This window comes from Azospirillum thiophilum (assembly GCF_001305595.1).
Taxonomy (GTDB): Bacteria; Pseudomonadota; Alphaproteobacteria; order Azospirillales; family Azospirillaceae; genus Azospirillum; species Azospirillum thiophilum.
In genome coordinates, this window is sequence record NZ_CP012403.1 from 638,089 (window position 1) to 652,633 (window position 14,545).

Annotated in this window: 14 protein-coding genes; 1 reads left to right on the plus strand and 13 read right to left on the minus strand. The window is 68.5% G+C overall.

The window, feature by feature from the left end:
- Positions 1-16: 16 nt before the first annotated feature.
- The 8 genes from AL072_RS21990 to AL072_RS22025 all read right to left on the minus strand — a co-directional run bounded on the left by AL072_RS21990 (position 17) and on the right by AL072_RS22025 (position 8,209).
- Entirely contained in the window at positions 17-1,063 is a 1,047-nt protein-coding gene (locus AL072_RS21990) for an ABC transporter permease (RefSeq protein ID WP_082109199.1), read from the minus strand.
- Positions 1,060-2,613: a sugar ABC transporter ATP-binding protein gene (locus AL072_RS21995; protein ID WP_245636918.1), complete on the minus strand. Its 1,554-nt coding sequence runs from the start codon at positions 2,611-2,613 to the stop codon at positions 1,060-1,062. The genes AL072_RS21990 and AL072_RS21995 overlap by 4 nt, the downstream gene beginning before the upstream one ends.
- 65 nt (positions 2,614-2,678) lie before the next feature.
- A complete protein-coding gene (torT, locus tag AL072_RS22000; protein WP_045584321.1) occupies positions 2,679-3,767 on the minus strand; it encodes a TMAO reductase system periplasmic protein TorT in 1,089 nt (362 codons plus the stop codon).
- Between the two features lie 104 nt (positions 3,768-3,871).
- Complete coding sequence (locus tag AL072_RS22005) at positions 3,872-4,843, minus strand: 5-oxoprolinase subunit C family protein (RefSeq protein ID WP_045584322.1); 972 nt, start codon at positions 4,841-4,843, stop codon at positions 3,872-3,874.
- Positions 4,833-5,708 carry a 5-oxoprolinase subunit B family protein gene (locus tag AL072_RS22010; RefSeq protein WP_045584323.1) on the minus strand — a complete coding sequence of 292 codons (876 nt, stop codon included), beginning with the start codon at positions 5,706-5,708 and terminating at the stop codon, positions 4,833-4,835. Before AL072_RS22010 ends, AL072_RS22005 begins: the two co-directional genes overlap by 11 nt.
- Positions 5,709-5,717: 9 nt before the next feature.
- The gene (locus tag AL072_RS22015; protein WP_045584324.1) at positions 5,718-7,097 is read right to left on the minus strand and encodes an acetyl-CoA carboxylase biotin carboxylase subunit; all 1,380 of its coding nucleotides are present in this window, start codon (positions 7,095-7,097) and stop codon (positions 5,718-5,720) included.
- A 4-nt stretch (positions 7,098-7,101) separates the two neighbouring features.
- Positions 7,102-7,338, minus strand: coding sequence for an acetyl-CoA carboxylase (locus tag AL072_RS22020; protein ID WP_045584325.1), 237 nt, complete (start codon positions 7,336-7,338; stop codon positions 7,102-7,104).
- 85 nt (positions 7,339-7,423) lie between these two features.
- Positions 7,424-8,209 carry a 5-oxoprolinase subunit PxpA gene (locus AL072_RS22025; protein ID WP_045584326.1) on the minus strand — a complete coding sequence of 262 codons (786 nt, stop codon included), beginning with the start codon at positions 8,207-8,209 and terminating at the stop codon, positions 7,424-7,426.
- Positions 8,210-8,478: 269 nt separating this feature from the next.
- On the opposite strand from AL072_RS22025, the gene AL072_RS22030 reads away from it, so the two are divergent.
- Positions 8,479-9,390 carry a LysR family transcriptional regulator gene (locus AL072_RS22030; protein WP_045584327.1) on the plus strand — a complete coding sequence of 304 codons (912 nt, stop codon included), beginning with the start codon at positions 8,479-8,481 and terminating at the stop codon, positions 9,388-9,390.
- A gap of 50 nt (positions 9,391-9,440) precedes the next feature.
- Here AL072_RS22030 and AL072_RS22035 read toward each other — a convergent pair whose 3' ends face one another.
- The 5 genes from AL072_RS22035 to AL072_RS22055 all read right to left on the minus strand — a co-directional run bounded on the left by AL072_RS22035 (position 9,441) and on the right by AL072_RS22055 (position 14,523).
- Entirely contained in the window at positions 9,441-10,367 is a 927-nt protein-coding gene (locus AL072_RS22035) for an electron transfer flavoprotein subunit alpha/FixB family protein (protein ID WP_045584328.1), read from the minus strand.
- 190 nt (positions 10,368-10,557) lie between these two features.
- Positions 10,558-11,307, minus strand: coding sequence for an electron transfer flavoprotein subunit beta/FixA family protein (locus tag AL072_RS22040; RefSeq protein ID WP_045584329.1), 750 nt, complete (start codon positions 11,305-11,307; stop codon positions 10,558-10,560).
- A 5-nt stretch (positions 11,308-11,312) separates the two neighbouring features.
- On the minus strand, positions 11,313-12,182 hold the full coding sequence (locus AL072_RS22045; RefSeq protein WP_045584330.1) for an aldolase/citrate lyase family protein: 870 nt from the start codon (positions 12,180-12,182) through the stop codon (positions 11,313-11,315).
- Positions 12,179-13,036, minus strand: coding sequence for an HTD2 family dehydratase (locus AL072_RS22050; protein WP_045584331.1), 858 nt, complete (start codon positions 13,034-13,036; stop codon positions 12,179-12,181). Before AL072_RS22050 ends, AL072_RS22045 begins: the two co-directional genes overlap by 4 nt.
- Positions 13,033-14,523 carry an FAD-binding oxidoreductase gene (locus tag AL072_RS22055; protein ID WP_245636919.1) on the minus strand — a complete coding sequence of 497 codons (1,491 nt, stop codon included), beginning with the start codon at positions 14,521-14,523 and terminating at the stop codon, positions 13,033-13,035. Before AL072_RS22055 ends, AL072_RS22050 begins: the two co-directional genes overlap by 4 nt.
- Between the last annotated feature and the right edge of the window lie 22 nt (positions 14,524-14,545).

Consider the following 14,545-nt stretch of genomic DNA (forward strand, 5'->3'; position numbering starts at 1 on the left):
GCCCCGGCATCCATCATCATGCGCCCATCATCATGCGATAGCGGAGCTGGTCGAAGATCACCGCGAGGATCAGCAGGCCCCCGAGCAGGACCATCTGCAGATAGGAGCCGATCTGCGCCAGATTCATCCCATTCTGCACCAGCACGATGAAGAAGGCGCCCAGAACCACGGTTTCCACCCGGCCGATGCCGCCGCGCAGGGACACGCCGGCGATCACGCATGCGGCGATGGATTCCAGCGCAATGGTTCCGCCCAGGTTGGCTTCCCCCGATTCCACGCGGGCGGTCAGCAGCAGCCCGGTCAGCGCCGCGATCAGGGCGCACAGGACATAGGCGACGACCAGGGTGCGCCGGGTGTTGATCGCCGACAGCTTGGCGGCCTTGATGTTGCCGCCCACGGCATAGAGATGGGCGCCGGTCCGGGTGCGCGTCATGACGATCCAGGCGGCGGCGATCGCAACCGCGGCGACCATGACCGGCACCGGAATGCCGAGCCAACGGCCGAAGCCGAACATGTCGGCGAATTGCGGCGGCAGGCCGGACACCGGGACGCCGCCGGTCAGGAACAGCGAGCCGCCGGCCGCCACCGAACTGACGCCCAGCGTCATGATGAAGGGGGACACGCCGAAGACGGCGACGCCGGTGCCGTTCACCAGCCCGACCAGCCCGGCGACCGCGAAGCCGGCCAGTGCGCCGCAGGCGATCGCCAGGACCGGCATGTCGGGAAAGGCCGTGCCGAGCCCCGCCATCACCAGCGCCGACACGACGGACGTGAGGGCGACGGTCGCCCCGACCGCCAGATCGAATCCGCCGGTGATCAGCACCATCATCTGGCCCATCGACACCAGCACCAGATAGACCGACTGCCGGGCGACATTGATCAGGTTGTCCGCGGTCAGGAAGCGGTCGGACGCCAGCCCGAAGACGATCAGCGCCGCTGCCAGGAAGAAGGGCAGCACGCCCAGGCGGATGAACAGCGCCCGTCCTGCCGTCCGCAGCCGGACGGTGGTGGTGACCGGCGCTGTGTTGGAGGATGGGGGAGCGGCGGAGGAGGTGGCGCTCATGCGGGCAGTCTCGCTTCGTCGAGGGTGAAGGCGGGAGTGGAGGCGGAAGGAACCGGATCGAAGAAATGGGCGAGGATGGCCGCCTCGGTGATGGCGTCGCCTTCCAGCTCGGCGGCGATGCGGCCATGGGCGAAGACCAGCAGGCGATGGGCGAGGTTCATGACCTCCGGCAGATCGGAGGAGATCACCACCACCGCCTTGCCGGCCTCCGCCAGCTCGCGGATCAGCCGGTAGATGGCGGCGCGCGCGCCCATGTCGACGCCGACGGTCGGTTCGTCGAGGATGTAGAGATCGTAGTCGCGGCCCAGCGCCCGGCCGAACAGCGCCTTCTGCTGGTTCCCGCCCGACAGCTGGGCCACGGCACGGCCGCGGTAGGAGACCGGCAGCTCGACCCGCTCGGCGGTCGCCTCGCAGCGCCTGCGGATGCGCCGCCAGGGCAGCAGGCCGAAGCGGCTTTCGGCGCCGGCCAACTCCCCCTGCGCGAGGTTTTCGCGCGTGCTGAAGGCCAACTGAAGCCCCTCGTTCTTGCGGTCGGGCGGCACATAGCAGGCGCCTGCCCGCATCAGGTCGCCGGTGTCGGCCCCGGTGACGTCGGCTCCATGCAGCGTCACCCGTCCGCTATGGATCGGCAGCAGCCCCATCAGTGCGCGGAAGCTGCGCGACTTGCCGGACCCGACCAGCCCGGCCACGCCCAGCACCTCGCCGGGACGAACCTCCAGGTCGATGCCGTGGACGCCCCAGGCATGCAGGCCCTCGACCCTCAGCAGGGCGGGGCCGGGATTGCGGGTGATCGACGGATACACTTCGGCGATGGCGCGGCCGGCCATCATCTCCAGCAGGGCCGCCTCGCTGGTGTCGGCCATCGCCACGGTCCCGATCCGTCGGCCGTCGCGCAGGACGGTGACGCGGTCGGCGATGCGGGCGAACTCCTGCATCCGGTGCGAGATGTAGACGATCCCGACGCCGCGCGCCTTCATGCGGGCGATGACGGCGAACAGATGGTCGACCTCGCGATCGGTGAGCGACGCCGTCGGCTCGTCGAGGATCAGGATGCCGACCTCGCCGTGCAGGGCCTTGGCGATCTCGACCATCTGCTGCTCGGCACGGCTCATTGTGGCGACCAGACGCTTCGGGTCGATGGCGAAGTCGAGGTCGGCGAACAGCGCGGCGGCCTTGCGTCGCATCGCCTTGCGGTCGAGGAAGGGGCCGGTGCGCGGCTCGTCGCCGAGGAACAGGTTTTCCGCTACCGTCAGGGTCGGAACCAGCGAGAACTCCTGGAAGACGGCGGAGATGCCGGCGGCGCGGGCATCGGCGACGCCGGTGAAGCGGGCGTGGTTGCCGCGCACCAGGATCTCGCCGTCCGTCGGGGGGGACACGCCGGCCAGCAGCGAGATCAGGGTCGATTTGCCGGCACCATTCTCCCCGAACAGCACATGCACCTCGCCCGCACGCAGGTCGAAATCGATCCGGTCGAGGGCGGTGACGCCGGGATAGCGCTTGGTCAGGGCGACCGTCCGGATCAGGACGGGCGGGAGCATTGGCGGGGGCATAGGCGCGCTCCGGATGGGGGCTCCCGCGCGGACCGTCGGTCGGCCCGCACGGGATGGGGGCGGGATCACTTCACGCCGAAGATCGGGCTGAAATTGTCGGGCGGCAGGATGCTGTCGCGGGGCACGGTGCCGACGTTGGTCTTGTCGACGACGAAGATCTTCGGGCCGACATGGCGGACCAGATCCCGCTTTTCCAGCGCGCGCACCGCCTGGTCGATCGCGATCCGGCCCTGGATGACCATGGAATCGGCCGGGGCCGCCTGGATGAAGCCGCGCTTGATGCCCTGGTAGACTCCGGGGGTCATGTAGAAGGCGATCAGGCCGATCTTGTCGGTCAACCCGCGTTCGCGCAGCAGGCCCTGGGCCGCCTCGGCGGTCACGGCGGTGCCGGCGATGTATGTGACGTCGGGCGTGGCCTGCAGCACGTCCTCCACCAGCCGCAGCTGCGCCTCCTTTCCGGTGTCGCCGTAGCGCGGCTCCAGCACCTGCACCGCCGATCCGGCGACCGCCTCCTGGAATCCCTTGTTGGCGGCTTCGACCCAGCCGGCACCGGCCGGGCCGGGGAACCAGCCGACCTTCACCGGCGGGCTGCCGGCCGGGTGCTTGGCCGCGAGGTAGCGGCCGGCCTCGGCGCCCATGGTGTGGAAGGACACCAGCGACTTGGCGGTCAGTGCCGGCGAGGAGATGCCGTTGATGACGTCGATCACCGGGATGTTCTTCTTCGCCAGTTCGGCGACCAGATTGTTGAGCCCGTCGAAGGAGATGGCGCCGATCACCACGGCGTTGGCCCCGCGGGCGACGCAATCCTCGATCTGGCTGATCTGCTTGTTCAGTTCGGTGTAGCCGCCGGCCTCGACGATGTTGGCCTTCACGCCCAGCCGCCTGGCCTCTTCGACCACGCCGTAATCGACGCCCAGCCAGTAGGCGTCCTTCATGTGCGGGAAGGACACGCAGATGTCCCATGCCTTGGCCGCCTTGGCCGCCTTGGGCAGCGGGCTGTAGGAGATGTCCTTCGGCTTGCCATCGGTGGAGAAGGCGGGCGTCACCTCCACCGCCGGATAGGGAAACCACTCGGCGGCGGAGGCCGGCAGGGTGGCGGCGAGGCTGCATCCAAGAACGGTACCGGCGACGAGAGCGCGAGCAAGGGCGTTCATGCGGGTGGTCTCCACGGCATGGGATTGGGCAGTGCGGATTTTCAGGAATGCGGATTTTCGGAAGGCGGAGGGAGGCGGCGGACGGGGGCCGCCTCCGCTAGAACTCAGGCCAGGGCTTCGCGCAGGCGGGCGAGCCGCTGCGCCTCGCAGGCGCGGGCGGCCAGCGCCTGTTCCATGTCGACCTTGACGAAGCGGACGCCGGTGTGGGGCTGCATCTGGCCGATCAGGTCCATGTCGGCGGAAACCACCGCGCCCAGCGTGAAATAGCCGCCGCCCGACACGGCGTCGCGATGCAGCACGATCGGTTCGGTGCCGCCGGGTACCTGGATCGACCCGTAGGGATAGCAGGCGTCGACGATGTTGGAGGGGTTGGAGCCGGCGCCGAAGGGCTGGTCGCGTGGCTCGAAGCTGAAGGGGCGGCCGCCGCGGAAGCGGTAGCCCATGCGGTCGGCCTCCGGCGCCACCTTCCAGCTGTCCTCGAAGAAGTTGCGCCCGGCCTCCTCGGTGATGAGGCGCCAGTACAGGCCGGGCAGCACGCGCAGCTCGGCGCTCTTGCCGACCGTGCGGCGCAGCGCCTCGGGCACCTCCATCCCATGCTGGACGGCGCGCGGCGTCCCCAGCGGCACCATATCGCCGGCCGCCAGCGCCCGGCCGTGATAGCCGCCCAGCGCGCCGATGATGTAGGTGGAGCGACTGCCCAGTGCCGGCGGCGTGTCGATGCCGCCGGAGATCGCGATGTAGGCGCGGGCGCCGCCCTTCAGATAGTCGAAGGACAGCACCTGTCCGGCGCGGACCGGGAAGGCCGTCCATGCCGGGTGCGGTTCGCCGTCGACCCGTGCCGGCAGGTCGGCGCCGGCGACGGCGACGGTCGCGTCCACCTCGAACTCGAGCTGCGGGCCCATGAAGACCGCCTCCAGGGCGGCGGCGCCTTCGGGGTTGCCGACCAGCAGGTTGGCGGCGCGCAGCGCGTAGCGGTCCATCGCCCCCGACATCGGGATGCCGAGATGGAAATAGCCGGGCCGGCCGAGATCCTGGACCGTCGTCAGCAGGCCGGGGTTGAGAACCTTAAACGCCATGGAGGGTCTCCATCAGCCGCTGGTTGGTGCCGTCGATGTCCGCGTTGAAGCCGTCGAGGTCGAAGGTGACCTTGCGGATGCGCGGCTCATAGCGGTTGGCCGCGACGTCGGCGGTGATGGCGTCGTACTCCTCGCGGTCGATCGGCTTCCATTTCACGATGTCGCCCGGCCGGAAAAACACCATGAACTCGCGCAGATAGGAGACCTTCTGGGTCGGGTCGTAGATCGGCATCGGCGTGATGCCGAACATCTGGTAGCCGCCGGCCCCGCGCACGGAATAGACGCAGCCGAAGCAGCCGCCATGGCCGATGGTGTGCTTGGGCGTGTCGGTGCGCGGGCGCAGGTATTTCGGCACCTGGATCTGCCGCGACCGTTCGACCAGCTGGTAGAGGAAGGGCAGGCCGGCGACGAACCCAACCATCGAGACGAACCAGGGGGCGGCATGGTGGGCGTGGATGAACTGCTCCACCGTGTCGTAGCCGTTCATCCGCGCCGCATAGTCCAGATCCGTGCTCTGGGGATCCTGGTGCCGCTCGCGGAAGCGCCTCAGCGTCTCGGTGGTCCAGGGATCGCGGTAGAAGACCGGGACTTCGATGATGCGGGTCTCCAGCCGCTTGTCAGCCTGCTCCGCCGCCTGTTCGAGCGCTTGCAACGCGCCCATCAGGGCATCGGGCGCGATGCGGTCGGGATCGAACTTGATCTGGAAGCTGCCGTTGGCCGGGCAGATCTCGGTGATTCCCTCGATCCGCGCGGCGCGGACCGCATTGGTGATCGACATGCTCTTGAAGAAGGCTTCGAGCGACATCTCCTCGTCCATCTCGACGAAGATGTGCTCGTCGCCACCGTAGGAATAGCGGGTCTGCATCCGGTGCTCCTATTGCGCGGCCTTCGGGGGAGTGAATGCGGGGTTCCCGGCCAGCCAGCCTTCCAGGAACCGGGTGTGCGCCTTGCCCGCCCGGACATCCGGATCGGCGGCAAGCGCCTTGTGCAGCGGGATGGTGGTCTTGACGCCGGTGACGGCGAAGCCTTCCAGCGCCGCGGCGAGGCGGTCGATGGCCTCGGCACGGGTCGCGCCATGGACGATCAGCTTGCCGAGCAGCGAATCGTAGAAGGGTGGAACCGTGTAGCCCTCGTAGATCATGCCGTCGAAGCGCACCGCCGGGTCCTGCGGCACGGCCAGCCTTTCGATGGTGCCGGGATCGGGCATGAAGCCGGCTGCCGGATCCTCGGCATTGATGCGCACTTCGATGGCGTGGCCGGTCCGCATCACCCGATCCTGGGTGACGGGCAGCGGCTCGCCGCCGGCGATGCGGATCATCGCCGCCACCAGATCGATGCCGGTGATCATCTCCGTCACCGGATGCTCGACCTGGATGCGGGTGTTCATCTCGATGAAGTAGAAGGCGCCGGTCGTCTCGTCATAGAGATATTCCAGCGTGCCGGCGCCGCGGTAGCCGACGCTTTCGGCCAGATCGACGGCCGAGGCGCACAGCCGCGCCCGGGTGGCCTCGTCGAGGCAGGCGGCCGGCGCCTCCTCCCACACCTTCTGGCGACGGCGCTGGAGCGAGCATTCGCGCTCGAAGCAATGCACCGCCCGCGTGCCGTCGCCGAGGATCTGCACCTCGATGTGGCGGGCATTGTCGATGATCCGCTCCAGATAGAGCCCGCCGTCGCCGAAGGCGGCCTGGGCCTCCGACTGCGCCTGCGGGGCGAGGCGGCGCAGCTCGTCCGGCGTCTCGGCGATGCGGATGCCGCGCCCGCCGCCGCCGGCCGCCGCCTTGATCATCACCGGATAGCCGATGTCCTCCGCGGCGGCGAGCGCCGCCTCGACATCGGCGACACGCCCCTGCGAGCCGGGCACCACCGGCACGCCGGCTGCGATGGCGGCGGTGCGGGCGGCGGCCTTGTCGCCCATGCGGCGGATGGTGTCTGCCTTCGGCCCGACGAAGACCAGCCCGAACGCTTCCACCATCTCGGCGAACTCGGCGTTCTCGGCCAGGAAACCATAGCCGGGATGGATGGCGTCGCAGCCGGCTTCCCGCGCCGCGGCGACCAGCCCGGCGGCGTTGAGGTAGGAGTGGCGGGCGGCCGGACGGCCGACGCAGACCGCTCCATCGGCAAGCCGGACCGCCAGCATGTCGCGGTCGGCTTCGGAATAGGCCTGGACCGTTTCGATCCCCAGGCTTCTGGCGGCGCGGATGATCCGCACCGCGATCTCGCCGCGGTTGGCGATGAACAGGCGACGGATCGTCATCGTCTCAGCCTTCCAGTTCGACGAGGACCGCACCGGCCATCACCGGCTCCTCGTCCTCCACCGCGAAACTCAAGATGGTGCCGGCGACGTCGGCCCTGATCTCGTTGAAGCTCTTCATGACCTCGACCAGGCCGATGACGTCGCCCGGCTCCACCCGGTCGCCGACCTCCTTGAAGGGCGGCTGGTCTGGCGCGGGGCGCCGGTAGAAGGAGCCGGGCAAGGGAGAGCGGATCTCGGGCATCGAAACAATCCTTCTTGAGCGGGCCTTCGGGGGCGGGAGGAGGAAGGCCGGAGGTTCCGGGTGTGTCTGTCCGGGGCTGCGGCGATCAGGTGGAGTGGGCGGCCAGATCGGCGGCCGCGACGATGCGGATGCCGTCCTTCAGCAGGGCGCTGCGCAAGGCGGTGCCGATCGCCAGAGCCCCCGGCGTGTCGGAATGGAAGCAGATCGAGTCGAAGGCGATGTCGATGTCGTCGCCGTCGACCGTGCGGACCTTGCCGTCGCGGCAGGCACGGACGCACTTGTCGGCGACCTCCGCCGGATCGAGCGGGCGCATGCGGCGGGCGAAGACGATCGAGCCGCTGCGGTCATAATCGCGGTCGGCGTAGAATTCACGGATCACCGGCAGGCCGGCGGCCCGGGCGACCGCGCAGGTCTTCGACACCTCCATGCAGAACAGCAGCGTATCCGGGCTGGATTTCAGCAGCGCGTCGACCATCAGGCGCGACAGGGTCTCGTCCTTCGCGGCCTCCATGTAGAGGGCGCCGTGCGGTTTGACGTGCTGCAGGCGGGTTCCGTGCCGGCGGGTGAATTCGCGCAGCGCGCCGACCTGATAGAGGATGTCGTTCACCAGCTCGTCGGGCTTGGCCTGGATGACGCGGCGGCCGAAGCCCTGGAGATCGCGGTATCCTGGGTGGGCACCGAGCGCCACGCCACGTTCGACGCCCAGACGCACCACGCGATCCATCAGGTTCGGATCGCCTGCATGGAAGCCGGTGGCGACATTGGCCGAGCTGATGAGATCCATCAGCGCGTCGTCGGTGGCCTCGCCGAGAGTCCATTGGCCGTACCCCTCGCCGAGGTCACAGTTGAGATCGACCATTGTGCGAGCCAACGCCTTACTCCCTTGCTTGCTTGTGGGCCGGACTTGCCCCGAGTTGAGTTTCAAGAATGGCTGCCTTGCCATATGAGCGTATGTTGTTTGCGTTGCTTTGCAATTTTTAATTTTTTAGATTGCTTTATCGATTTTTCAGATGGGAAAATCCGCCTCGAAATCAGGCAGAAAAGCCAATTTCAGCGGGTCTTTGCCAGGAACTTTGTGTCTATGAATTAGGCATATTCTGATATTCCGATAAATGAGCACGCCAAAATCCGGGGGGCGAGATGCTGAATTTCCGCCATGTGAAATATTTCATCGCCACCGCCAATCTGGGACAGGTGTCGCGTGCCGCGCGCGAGCTGTCGATTTCGCAATCGGCGATCACCTCGGCGATCAAGGAGCTTGAAGCGGAGGTGGGCGGGCGTCTGTTCGTCCGCACCGCACAGGGGATGGAACTGACCGACACCGGCCGCCGCTTCCTGGCGGCAAGCCATCGCATCATGGCGAGCGTGGAGGAGGCCCTGCATCCTGCCGACACCGCGGCGGAGATCGCCGGCAGCCTGACGATCGGTGCCAGCTATACGGTGCTGGGATATTTCCTGCCGCAGCATCTGGAGCGGTTGGAGCGGCGCTATCCAAATCTGCGCCTCCATATCCATGAACTGACGCGTGAGATGATCGAGGACAATCTGATCACCGGCCGGCTGGACATGGCGGTGGTCCTGACCTCCAACATCAGCAATCCGGAATTGACGACCGAAACGCTGACCGGGAGCCAGCGGCGGCTGTGGGTCCCGGCCGGGCATCGGCTGCTTGAGCTCGATTCGGTGGGATTGCAGGACGTGGCGGAGCACCCCTACATCATGCTGACCGTGGACGAAGCCGCCCATTGGACGACACGCTACTGGAGCGCCTCGCCCTTCCGCCCCAATGTCCGGCTGCGCACCTCATCGATCGAGGCGGTGCGTTCCACCGTGGCCAACGGCCAGGGGGTGACCATCCTGTCCGACATGGTGTACCGGCCATGGTCACTCGAAGGGAAACGCATCGAGACGATCATCATGCGCGAGCGCGTACCGGCCATGGATGTCGGGCTGGCCTGGCGCCAGGGGGTCGAACTGACGCCGGCCATGCGCTTGTTCCGCACCCATTTCAGCGAGGTCTACCAGACCCCGCAGAGCCGCATGCCGCGGTGAGCGCATCGGCCGGAACCCGGTTGGAACCCATAATGCTCAGGGCTGCTTGATCAGAGCGCCTGTTGCAGCTCCGGCACGGCCTTGAACAGGTCGGCGACGAGGCCGTAATCGGCGACCTGGAAGATCGGCGCCTCCTCGTCCTTGTTGATGGCGACGATGACCTTGCTGTCCTTCATGCCGGCCAGATGCTGGATCGCGCCGGAGATGCCGACGGCGATGTAGAGGTCCGGCGCCACGATCTTGCCGGTCTGGCCGACCTGATAGTCGTTCGGCACGAAGCCGGCATCGACGGCGGCACGGCTTGCACCCACGGCGGCGCCCAGCCTGTCGGCCAGCGCCTCCAGCATTGGGAAATTATCGCCCGACTGCATGCCGCGCCCGCCCGACACGACGATGCGCGCGCTGGTCAGCTCCGGCCGCTCCGACTTCGACAGCTCGGCCGAGACGAAGCCCGACAGGCCGGGATCGGCCACGGCGGCGACCGGCTCCACCGGGGCGCTTCCGCCGGAGCCTGCCGCCTCGAAGGCGGTGGTGCGGACGGTGAGGATCTTCACCGGGTCGGCGGACTGCACGGTGGCGATGGCGTTGCCGGCATAGATCGGCCGCTCGAAGCTGTCGACCGAGACCACCGCGGTGATGTCGGAGATCATCGCCACGTCGAGCAGCGCCGCGACCCGCGGCAGCACGTTCTTGCCCGTCGAAGTGGCGGCGGCGAGGATATGGCCGTAGCCGGGGGCGAGCGACACCAGCAGCGCCGCCAGCGGTTCGGCAAGGGCGTGCTCATAGGCGGCATCGTCGGCGACCAGCACCTTGGCGACACCGTCCAGCCTGGAGGCTGCGTCGGCGGCGGACGCGGCGTTGCGGCCGGCGACCAGGACATGGATGTCGGAACCAAGCTTGGCGGCTGCGGTCACCGCATGGGCGGTGGCGGGCTTGAGGGTCGCGTTGTCGTGGTCGGCGAGGATCAGGATGGGCATGGGGGTTGGTCCTTTGGTAACGGAGCGGTTGAGTGTCGGCTGCGGATGCCCCCTCCCTAACCCTCCCCCGTTTCACGGGAGAGGGGACTGCCGCCGCTGCGCGAGCAATTCACGCCGGCAAGCGTCCTACCCCCTCTCCCGCGGGAGCGGGGGAGGGATGGGGAGGGGGCAAACGGGACGGCCACTCCCCTCAGATCACGCGCGCTTCGGTCTTCAGCTTGTCGACCAGCGCGGCGACATCGGCCACCTTGACGCCGGCCTTGCGCTTGGGCGGCTCGACCACCTTCAAGGTCGTCAGCCGCGGCTTGACGTCGACGCCGAGCGCGTCAGGCGTGACCGTCTCCAGCGGCTTCTTCTTCGCCTTCATGATGTTGGGCAGCGAGGCATAGCGCGGTTCGTTCAGCCGCAGATCGGCGGTGACCACCGCCGGCAGCGTGAGCGACACGACCTCCAGCCCGCCGTCGATCTCGCGCGTCACCGCGACCGTGCCGTCACCGGCGACGATCTTCGAGGCGAAGGTGCCCTGGCCCCAGCCGAGCAGCGCCGCCAGCATCTGGCCGGTCTGGTTGCAATCGTCGTCGATCGCCTGCTTGCCGAGGATCACCATCCCCGGCGCCTCCTTCTCCACCAGCGCCTTCAACACCTTGGCGACCGCCAGCGGTTCGGTCGTCCCATCGGTCTGCACCAGGATGGCGCGGTCGGCCCCCATGGCGAGTGCGGTGCGCAGCGTTTCCTGGGCCTGGGCCGGGCCGACCGACACCACGACGATCTCGGTCGCCGTGCCGGCCTCTTTCAAACGAATCGCCTCTTCGACGGCGATCTCGTCGAAGGGATTCATGCTCATCTTCACGTTGGCGGTCTCGACGCCGCTGCCATCCGCCTTCACGCGGATCTTCACATTGTAGTCGACGACCCGCTTGACGGGGACGAGGAGTTTCATGGAGGTCAGTCCTCTTGCGGCTGGGCCGCGTTCGCGGCGCGGGACAGGATGCGGCGGGCCTTGCGCGCCATCGCCTCGTCGATCATGCGGCCATCGACCACCGCGACGCCCTTGGCGCTTTCCGCCAGGATGCGGCGTGCCTGGGCGGCTTCGGCCTCGGTCGGGGTCAGGGTCGCATTGATGGTGGCGATCTGGCCGGGGTGGATCGCCGCCTTCGCGCCGAAACCAAGCGCCAGGGCGGCGGCTGTCTCCCGTTCCAGCCCGGCGGCATCGTTGAGGGCGAAGAAGGGCGAATCGACCGCTTCGATGCCGGCCAGCGCCGCGGCGTTGACCAGCCGGGAGCGCGCCGACAGCAACGGCTCCCAGGCGGTGGCGCAGCCGAGGTCGGCGGACAGGTCGGCGGCGCCGAAGAACAGCGCGGCCAGCCGGGGCGATGCGCCGGCGATGTCCTCCGCTGCGGCGACGCCGCGGGCCGATTCGATCAGCGCCACCAGCGGCAACGGGGTTCCGGCTCCGGTCAGCAGCGTGTCGATCCAGCGGATCGTCTCGGCGCTGTCGACCTTCGGCACGATGAGGCAATCGGGCCGGGCGGACTGCGGCCCGCGGATCAGCGCCAGCAGATCTTCCAGCCCATCGGGCGTGACCGGCGCATTGATGCGCAGCACCCGCAGGATCGGAACGGCCGGCGGCGTGGCCAAAGCGTCCAGCGCCGTGCTGCGCGCAGCCGCCTTGTCGGCCGGCGGAACGGCGTCCTCCAGGTCGATGATCAGCACATCGGCACCGGATCGGGCGGCACGGTCGAAACGGTCGGGCCGGGTCGCAGGGGTGAACAGCCAGCTGCGGCAGGGCTGTCCGGCAGTCAGCAGCCCGCTCATGGCGCGACCGCGAATTCGGCGGTCATGGCCGCCGCGCCGTCCGGCCCGGCGGCCCAGCCGTCGATCCGGCCGTCCCCCCTGTCCGCCGCGTTCAGGGAGATGGGCGCGGTGTCGAACAGCGGACGGCGGGCGCGGAAGCGGAAACCGCAGACCTGTCGGCTACCGATGTTGCGCAACACCAGATCCATCAACAGGGTCGCGGTCAGCGGTCCATGCACCACCAGCCCGGGGTAGCCTTCGACGTCCCGGCAATAGGGACGGTCGTAATGGATGCGATGGCCGTTGAAAGTCAGCGCCGAATAGCGGAACAGCAAGACGGGATCGGGGGTGATGCCACGGCTCCAGTCGGCGGCGGGCAGGGACTCGGTGGTGGCGGCAGCCGGCTGCTGTGCCGCTTCGCCCGGCTTCGCGGCTTCGCGATAGACGATGTCCTGCCGCTCGCGGATGGCGACGCCGGCATCGGTCGCGATCTCGTGCAGCACGCTGACGAACACCATGTCGCCCGACCGGCCGGCCTTGTGCTCCACCGCTTCGATGGTGGAGGTGCGGCGCATCTCCGCCCCAAGCGGAATCGGGGCCAGGAAACGCATGTCGCTGCCGGCCCACATCCGCCGGGGCAGCGGCACCGGCGGCAGGAAGCCGCCCGTGTGCGGATGCCCATCCGCGCCGATTTCGCGCTGCGGCGCGCGGGGCAGGAAATGCAGCCAATGGGCGAGCGGCGGCAGCTCTCCCGCCGGCCAGGGTGGGGTGTCGTGGTCCAGCGTCGCGGCCAGCCCGGCCAGCGGGGCGGCGGCGGCGATGTCGGTCCGCAGCTCGACCCCTCCGATCCAGTCCTTCAGATGGTCGAACGTCACGGCGCCACCCCGGAGGAATGCAGGATCTTGCCCGGATTCATGATGTTGTGCGGGTCGAAGGCGCGCTTCAGCGTCGCCATCATCTCCAGCTCGACCGCCGATTTGTAGCGCGGCATCTCGTCGATGCGCAGCCGGCCGATGCCGTGCTCGGCCGAGATCGAGCCGCCGAGTTCGACGACGATGTCATGGACGATGGCGTTGACCGTCGCCAACTTCGCCCGCCATTCGGCCGGGTCGCCGTCCTCCGCCTGGATCGGGTTGTAGTGGATGTTGCCATCGCCGAGATGGCCGAAGGAGAAGGGGCGGATGCCCGGGCAGGCCCGCTCCAGAGCCGCGTCGGTGCGGTCGAGGAAGCGCGCCACCCGCGAGATCGGCACCGAGACGTCATGCTTGAAGGACACGCCTTCGCGCTTCTGCCCTTCCGGGATGCCTTCGCGGATACGCCACAGCGAATCGCCCTGGGCCTTCGACGCGGCGACCACCCCGTCGAGCACCTCGCCGGCCTCCATCCCCGCTTCCAGGATGGCTTCCAGCATCTCGGCCAGCCGGTTGCCCGAATCCTGGTCGGCCAGCTCCACCAGCACGTACCAGGGATAGCGGTCGCGCAGGGGATCGGGCACGTCCGGCACATGGCGGCGGGCCACGTCGATGCAGGCGCGCTGGATCAGCTCGAAGGTGACGATGCGGTCGCCGGCCACGCCCTTGGCACGTGTCAGCAGATCGACGGCGTCGCTGGGGGCCGACACCGCGACGAGCGCCGTCGCCGTGGCGCGCGGCAGCGGCGACAGCTTCAGCACCGCTGCGGTGACGATGCCCAGCGTGCCTTCCGAGCCGATGAAGATCTGCTTCAGGTCATAGCCGGCATTGTCCTTGCGCAGGCCGCGCAGCCCGTCCCAGATCCGTCCGTCGGGCAGCACCACCTCCAGCCCGGCCACGAGGTTGCGCATGTTGCCGTACCGCACCACCTGCACGCCGCCGGCATTGGTGGCGATGTTGCCGCCGATCTGGCAGGAGCCTTCGGCGGCGAGGCTCATCGGGAACAGCCGGCCGACGTCGCGCGCCGCGTTCTGGATGTTGGCGAGAATGCAGCCGGCCTCGACCGTCATCGTGTCGTTGTCGATGTCGATCTCGCGGATGCGGTTCAGCCGGTTGGTGGAGATGACGATCTCCGACCCGTCGGCATGCGGCTGGCTGGCGCCGGTCAGGCCGGTGTTGCCGCCCTGGGGCACGATCGGCGTGCCGGTTTCGGCACAGATGCGCACGACGGCGGCGAGATCCTCGGTGCTGTCGGGCAGCACCACGGCCGGCGACCGGCCGACCCAGCCGTCCCGCCAGGATTCCATGAACGGCTTCATGGTGTCGGGGTCGGTGATCAGGCCGCGGTCGCCGACGATGGCGCGGATGGGGGCGAGCACGGCCGTCGCGAAGTCCGGCCGCAAGGCGGTTTGTCCGCTGCTCTGCCCGCTGGTTTGGATGTCGTTCGGCAAGGGAGCTCTCCCTGGGCTTCGG

What these genes read in the sequence shown, in the direction of transcription:
- AL072_RS21990 (WP_082109199.1), bottom strand. Translation starts at nt 1,063, where the DNA reads ATGAGCGCCACCTCCTCCGCCGCTCCCCCATCCTCCAACACAGCGCCG.
- AL072_RS21995 (WP_245636918.1), bottom strand. Translation starts at nt 2,613, where the DNA reads ATGCCCCCGCCAATGCTCCCGCCCGTCCTGATCCGGACGGTCGCCCTG.
- torT (WP_045584321.1), bottom strand. Translation starts at nt 3,767, where the DNA reads ATGAACGCCCTTGCTCGCGCTCTCGTCGCCGGTACCGTTCTTGGATGC.
- AL072_RS22005 (WP_045584322.1), bottom strand. Translation starts at nt 4,843, where the DNA reads ATGGCGTTTAAGGTTCTCAACCCCGGCCTGCTGACGACGGTCCAGGAT.
- AL072_RS22010 (WP_045584323.1), bottom strand. Translation starts at nt 5,708, where the DNA reads ATGCAGACCCGCTATTCCTACGGTGGCGACGAGCACATCTTCGTCGAG.
- AL072_RS22015 (WP_045584324.1), bottom strand. Translation starts at nt 7,097, where the DNA reads ATGACGATCCGTCGCCTGTTCATCGCCAACCGCGGCGAGATCGCGGTG.
- AL072_RS22020 (WP_045584325.1), bottom strand. Translation starts at nt 7,338, where the DNA reads ATGCCCGAGATCCGCTCTCCCTTGCCCGGCTCCTTCTACCGGCGCCCC.
- AL072_RS22030 (WP_045584327.1), top strand. Translation starts at nt 8,479, where the DNA reads ATGCTGAATTTCCGCCATGTGAAATATTTCATCGCCACCGCCAATCTG.
- AL072_RS22035 (WP_045584328.1), bottom strand. Translation starts at nt 10,367, where the DNA reads ATGCCCATCCTGATCCTCGCCGACCACGACAACGCGACCCTCAAGCCC.
- AL072_RS22040 (WP_045584329.1), bottom strand. Translation starts at nt 11,307, where the DNA reads ATGAAACTCCTCGTCCCCGTCAAGCGGGTCGTCGACTACAATGTGAAG.
- AL072_RS22045 (WP_045584330.1), bottom strand. Translation starts at nt 12,182, where the DNA reads ATGAGCGGGCTGCTGACTGCCGGACAGCCCTGCCGCAGCTGGCTGTTC.